The organism is Bacteroidota bacterium (genome assembly GCA_030706565.1).
In the GTDB taxonomy this organism is placed as follows: Bacteria; Bacteroidota; Bacteroidia; order Bacteroidales; family JAUZOH01; genus JAUZOH01.
Window position 1 is genome coordinate 1 of the sequence record JAUZOH010000232.1, and the last position, 5,982, is coordinate 5,982.

General features: G+C 40.8%; 4 protein-coding genes. 3 read left to right on the forward strand and 1 reads right to left on the reverse strand.

What is annotated here, in order from left to right; all coding sequences use genetic code 11:
• Positions 1 to 2,737 (forward strand): hypothetical protein (locus Q8907_11440; protein ID MDP4274880.1); only part of this gene is annotated, 2,737 nt, incomplete at its 5' end.
• A gap of 140 nt (positions 2,738 to 2,877) precedes the next feature.
• The gene (locus Q8907_11445; protein MDP4274881.1) at positions 2,878 to 3,615 is read left to right on the forward strand and encodes a hypothetical protein; all 738 of its coding nucleotides are present in this window, start codon (positions 2,878 to 2,880) and stop codon (positions 3,613 to 3,615) included.
• Between the two features lie 100 nt (positions 3,616 to 3,715).
• Here Q8907_11445 and Q8907_11450 read toward each other — a convergent pair whose 3' ends face one another.
• Entirely contained in the window at positions 3,716 to 4,927 is a 1,212-nt protein-coding gene (locus tag Q8907_11450; protein ID MDP4274882.1) for a PLP-dependent aspartate aminotransferase family protein, read from the reverse strand.
• A 336-nt stretch (positions 4,928 to 5,263) separates the two neighbouring features.
• Between Q8907_11450 and Q8907_11455 the strand changes: the two genes are divergently transcribed.
• Positions 5,264 to 5,982, forward strand: a 719-nt coding sequence (locus Q8907_11455) for a glycoside hydrolase family 2 (GenBank protein MDP4274883.1), incomplete at its 3' end; no start/stop codon positions are given.

Below are 5,982 nucleotides of genomic sequence, written 5' to 3' on the forward strand. Positions count from 1 at the left end.
CAGGTTTCAGGTTATTTTCCCCGATAGTTTCGAAACAGAAGCCAACCGTCTGGCCAATATATTGGAATATTCCTTTCCTGCTGTTTCCAAAACGATGAATCATATTCCCCGCCAAATCCCTGTGGTGATTCACAGCCAGTCGTCCATATCGAACGGACTTACCATTTGGGCGCCCAAGCGGATCGAACTATTTACTACCCCGCCGCAGGATATCTATGCCCAGGACTGGCTTGAGCAGCTGGCTATACATGAATACCGTCATGTGGTTCAGATGGATAAACTTGACCAGGGGCTTACCCGTTTTGTCTCCTTTTTCTTCGGCCAGCAGGCTCCGGGTTTGGTGGCAGGGATGGTTCCTTCCTGGTTCCTGGAAGGGGATGCGGTTAACTCAGAAACTCTCTTAAGCCACTCGGGCAGGGGGCGACTGCCCATTTTTGAAATGGAACTCCGGGCACAGATATTGGGCAATTCTAAATTATATTCTTACAATAAAGCCGTGTTGGGTTCTTATAAAGATTATATCCCCGATGTTTATCATCTGGGTTATCCCATTGTGGCTTATGCGCGTCAAAAATACGGAGCTGATTTCTGGAGCAATGTGCTGAATTATACGGCACGAAATCCATATCTGGTAAAACCTTTTGAATTTGGAATCCATAAATATGCAGGAAAGGGGGTTGCTAAACTATACCGGGAGACTTATACTCATCTGGACAGTTTGTGGAAAATTCAGGACCAGGCTCAGGTTTTGACTCCTCATCAAATCATCAATCACCGTTCCGGTAAATTGCCCTATACTTCTTACCGTTTCCCTCAATATGTGAACGATTCGCTGATCATAGCTGCAAAATCAGGGATCGACCAGATCAACCAGTTTGTGCTGGTGGATAAATTGGGGAAAGAAAAAAGAATTTTTTACCCCGGCTTTTACTCCTCCGAACGGATTTCATACAGTTCCGGGAAGTTGGCCTGGGCGGAAGAAATTCCTGATGTCCGCTGGGAAAACCGAAGTTATTCGGTGGTAAAAATTTTAGATATCCGGACTAAATCGGTTCGTTGCCTGACCCGTAAAACGAGATATTTTGCCCCTGCCTTATCCTCCGATGGGCGCAAGATTCTTGCAGTGGATGTGGATACAAGGAATGTGGTTTCCCTGGTCATCCTGGATGCCAATAATGGTGAAGTCATTGAAAGACTCAGTTCGCCGGAAAATGATTTTTTACAGATGCCAGTCTGGTCAGAAGATGGACAGTTTATTTATGCCATCGTTCTATCGAAGGAAGGCAAAAGCATCCGGTCTGTCAGTTGCCGGACGCACCAATGGGAAACCTTAGTAAAACCGTCGTTTTCTGATGTTTCGCAGATAGTCCTGAGTGGCAATACTCTTTATTTTACGGCCTCTTATTCGGGCATACAAAATGTATATGCAATGGACCTGGACAGCCATGAAATTTATCAAGCCGGGTCTTCACGTTTCGGGACATCAGAAGTGGCCTTGTCTTCAGACGGTAAAAAGTTGCTTGTCTCGGACTATACTTCAAAAGGATATAACATTGCGGAGATCAACATTGACCGGTCTTCATGGATACCTTTGGACCGGATAAAAAATAATTCGGTTCATTTGGCGGATGAGATTGCCGGACAGGAAAATAAACCGGTTGAAAGCAGCGAGGTTCCGGCAGTTCAGTATAATTCAAAACCTTATTATAAGTTAACCCACCTGTTAAATGTCCACAGTTGGGCTCCGGCATATTATAGTGTCGATGATCTGAACTCTTCAGATCCTAATGTTTATCCGGGATTTGTTCTTTTCTCGCAAAATAATTTAAGCACTGCTTTTGCTTCTGCGGGTATGTCCTTTAGCGGCGGGCAAAGTTACCTGCATTCTAAACTGACCTATAAAGGTTTCTATCCGGTCTTTGATGTAACCGCCGATTATGGCGGTTATCCTGATTTGATGGTGGTCAAGAAAGGGGAACTCCCGCAAGTTACCCATGACAGGTTGGATCTTGTTGCCCGTGCCTATGTTCCCTTGAATTTTACCCGCAATAAGTATTATATGGGCCTTGATCCTCAGGTTCAGTTGCAATATAAAAACGATTACCGTTACGATTCGGATATCAGGAATTATGTGCGGGGTATGGAATATGTCGATTACTGTTTGTACGGTTACAGGTATTTAAAAGCCACGGAAAAAGATATCATGCCGCGTTTTGGACAGGTGTTTTCCCTGGATTATAAGACAACTCCGTTGGAAACCAATCAGTTCGGTTCGTATTTGTCGGCCAGCAGCTGGTTTTATTTCCCGGGAATCATGAAGCATCAAAGCCTTAAACTTACTTTAGCATATAAAAAACAATATCCCGGATTGTATATGATGCCCGTAAATTCTGTACTTACAAGAGGTTATACGGAGAAAATAGCAAAGGAATTTTCATTTTTTTCGGCCGATTATTCTTTGCCTCTCTGCTATCCTGATTTTAGCCTGGGCCCATTACTTTATCTGAAAAGAATCCGGGCCAATGTATTTTGTGATTTGGGGTATGGAAAGGGGGTATATATTTCGAATCAATATGTGAATAAAAATTATTCTTCATACGGAACAGACCTGACGGCAGATTTCCATTTCTTACGTTTTATCTTTCCGTTTAATGCCGGGATCAGGTATATCCATTTAAACCAACTCAACAGCAACAGGATTGAGGCATTATTCGATATAGACCTGAGTAATTTTTAAAACCTGATTCAAATTTTATCCATTATGGTTACCTTTGCGTAGGTAAATTTAGATCTGTAATTCATAAAATTAAGCAGTTATAATAATTTTTAGAGGATGGATTTAGATTATAAAGTGATTTTTTACTGTAATATATTTTCGTGGACGTGTTACAATTTATTGATGAACATAGGAATGGTATTTTAGCTACGGTTGCCTTTCATTTATTGGTGCTGGTGATATTTTTTTACGTGCAGGTAAATAAAAACAACAGAATTTCTGAACAGAATGTTCTACTTGAAATTCAGCAGGAAACACCTGAAGAGGTAATGAAAAATCCTGCTTTGAAAAAGGTTCCTATTCAAACTCCTATATATACGGTGGCTCATCGGGGTGGAATGAATATTGGGCGGAATGTCCCGGTAAATGTAGGTGATAAGAACTTGAAAGATAAGATTAGCACTGAAAAATATGTTGAAGAGGTGAAGCAGGAATTGAATATTAAAGACCTCAATCCTCATTATGATGCTGATAAAATCCTGTCCAGTAAAGCAGGCGAAGCGTCGGTAAGTATTCCGCAACATGTTCAAAAAGCCACCGAAAAAAAGGTGACCTATAAAGGGAAAACAAATATTTATTACGACCTCCCGGGGCGTAGCCATATAGATTTGCCCATTCCCATTTATAAATGCGAGGGAGGAGGCGAGGTCTGCATCAATATTGTGGTTGACGAAAGGGGATATGTAACCAGTGCAGCTGTTTCTACGGTCAAATCTTCGTATACAGACGAATGTTTTGCTGAAACTGCCCTAAGGGCAGCCACACATTCAACTTTTACTCCTAAATCCGGTTCTGCAAAGCAAAAAGGAACGCTTACCTATGAATTTATACCGCAGTAGGGCTGATATGGATTTATGATAGTAAGAATATAATTTTGAGATATTAAAAAAAGTGTAATACCATTTTTGGGTACACTTTTTTATTTTGAAATTTTGACTATCAGATTTTTTCCAACGCCAATTCTAGATCTTTGATGATATCATCAGCATCCTCAAGTCCGACAGAAAAACGGAAAATTCCATCTCCTGCAAAATGTTTCCAGGATTCCAATTCTTCCGGGGATGAAAATTTGAATGATGATTCCAATAAATCTTTACTGGGTAGATAAAAAATAAGCGAACGATGATGTCCTAAAGATACGGCGTAGTGTATTACTTGTAACTGTGTAGAAAAAATATGCGCTGCTTTCACTCCGTCTTCAACCTGGAAAGTGAGCATCCCTGAGAAATTGTGCATTTGTTTTTTTGCAAGTTCATATTGAGGGTGAGAAGGTAATCCCGGATAAATAACTCGTTTCACTTTTGGATGATTTTCAAGAAATTGAGCAACCTTCAAGGCATTTTCTGCATGGGCTCTCATACGAATAGGGAAAGTTGCAATTCCTCTCATGATTAACCATGCATTGAATGGACTTAATACCCCTCCAAGACGAATAGCCGTTTTTTTACGCAGTGCCCTCAAGTTTTCACGTGAACCACAAATGATACCCCCTAAGGCATCTCCATGCCCGCCTAAATATTTTGTGAGTGAGTGAATAACATAATCAGCTCCTAAATCCAAAGGTTTTGTTGCCATAGGTGTGGCAAATGTGGAGTCGACGGCTAATTTGGCTCCTGCATTGTGGGTAATAGCGGATACTTCTTCAATATCCGTAATTCGTAATAAGGGATTACACGGTGTTTCTATATAAATCAGTTTTGTGTTAGTTCGTATAGCTTTTTTTATTGCATCCGCATCTGAAGTATTTACTTTCGTAATGGGAATATCCAAATTTGGTATCATTTCATTAGTCATCTCAGACAAAGCTGCATAGGCCACATCACTGATTATAGCATGATCTCCACTTTTTAACGTGTCAAATAAAAGTGCAGTTATAGCCCCCATCCCGCTGGCAAAAGCGATTGCAGATTCTGCATTTTCAAGAGCTGCCAGTTTGACTTCCAGCTGATGCACCGTGGGGTTTCCCCATCTGGTATAAACCCATGCTGCGTCTTCTTCCATGCTTTCAACTGAAAAACCGGCATTTTCATCAGTTACAAATGTTGTGGACATGACAATGTTGGGCGCCGATGCTTGGGTAACAGGATCCGGAAATTCTCCGGCATGTATGGCTGTTGTTGAAACACCAATTGGAAATGATATTTTTGACATGATTTCAAGATTTTGATGTTGCAAAATTATGGTTTTGACATCTGGCAATCCATACCACAGAGATGGTATTTTATCTTACCCTAAATTTGCTTTGGCAATAAATCCTGATCAAATAATCTTTTCGGTCTAATACTGAATCGTATACTGAAGGTTATTTGTTCGAATTTCCAGACTGGGCTTCATTTAATCATAACTATCAAAAAAAATGATTAATTTCTTTTTTGTTAAAGCCTATTTTCCCCGCTGAATGTTTAATTTTGGTCAAATAAAGTTTTGGCCTGTATGAATGAGGTTTACCAAAAATAATTTTACTTATTACCTTAATAAAATTTAGAAATGAAATTCTATCGGTTAATTAGTTGTGTTTCTGCAGTATTTATTCTGCTGTTTTTCCCCTTGAGGGTACAGGGGCAGTCACTTCCGGATCCTGTGATTATTTCCTCGGGCTGGCAATTAAATGATGTGTCAAAGGTAGTACAGCCTGGCAATGAAATTTCTCAACCCGCCTTTCATCCGAAAGGATGGTATAAAGCTGTCGTTCCAGGTACAATCCTGACAAGTTTGGTGAATAATAAAGTTTATCCAGAACCTCTATATGGTGAAAACAACCGGCCTGACAAAATTCCTGAAAGCCTTTGCCGGACATCCTACTGGTACCGTACAACCTTCATGGTGCCTAAAAATTATTCGGGCAAAACAATTTGGCTAAATTTTGATGGGATTAACTATACCGCCAGGGTTTGGATTAATGGAAAAGAAGCAGGGAAAATTCAGGGCGCTTTTACCCGGGGCATTTTTGATGTGACCTCTGAAGTCACTCCCGGGAAGTTAGCAGTCCTTGCCGTGCTTGTTTCCCCCCAGCCTAATCCTGGTGAGTCTCACGAACATACTATTGCTAATGGTCTTGGGAAAAACGGAGGAATTACAGCAATTGACGGACCAACATTCCTTTGTTCTATAGGTTGGGATTGGATCCCGGCTATACGGGACCGTAATACCGGTATCTGGCAAAAGGTTTTCCTTTCGGCAACAGGGAAAGTTCTTATTAAGAACCC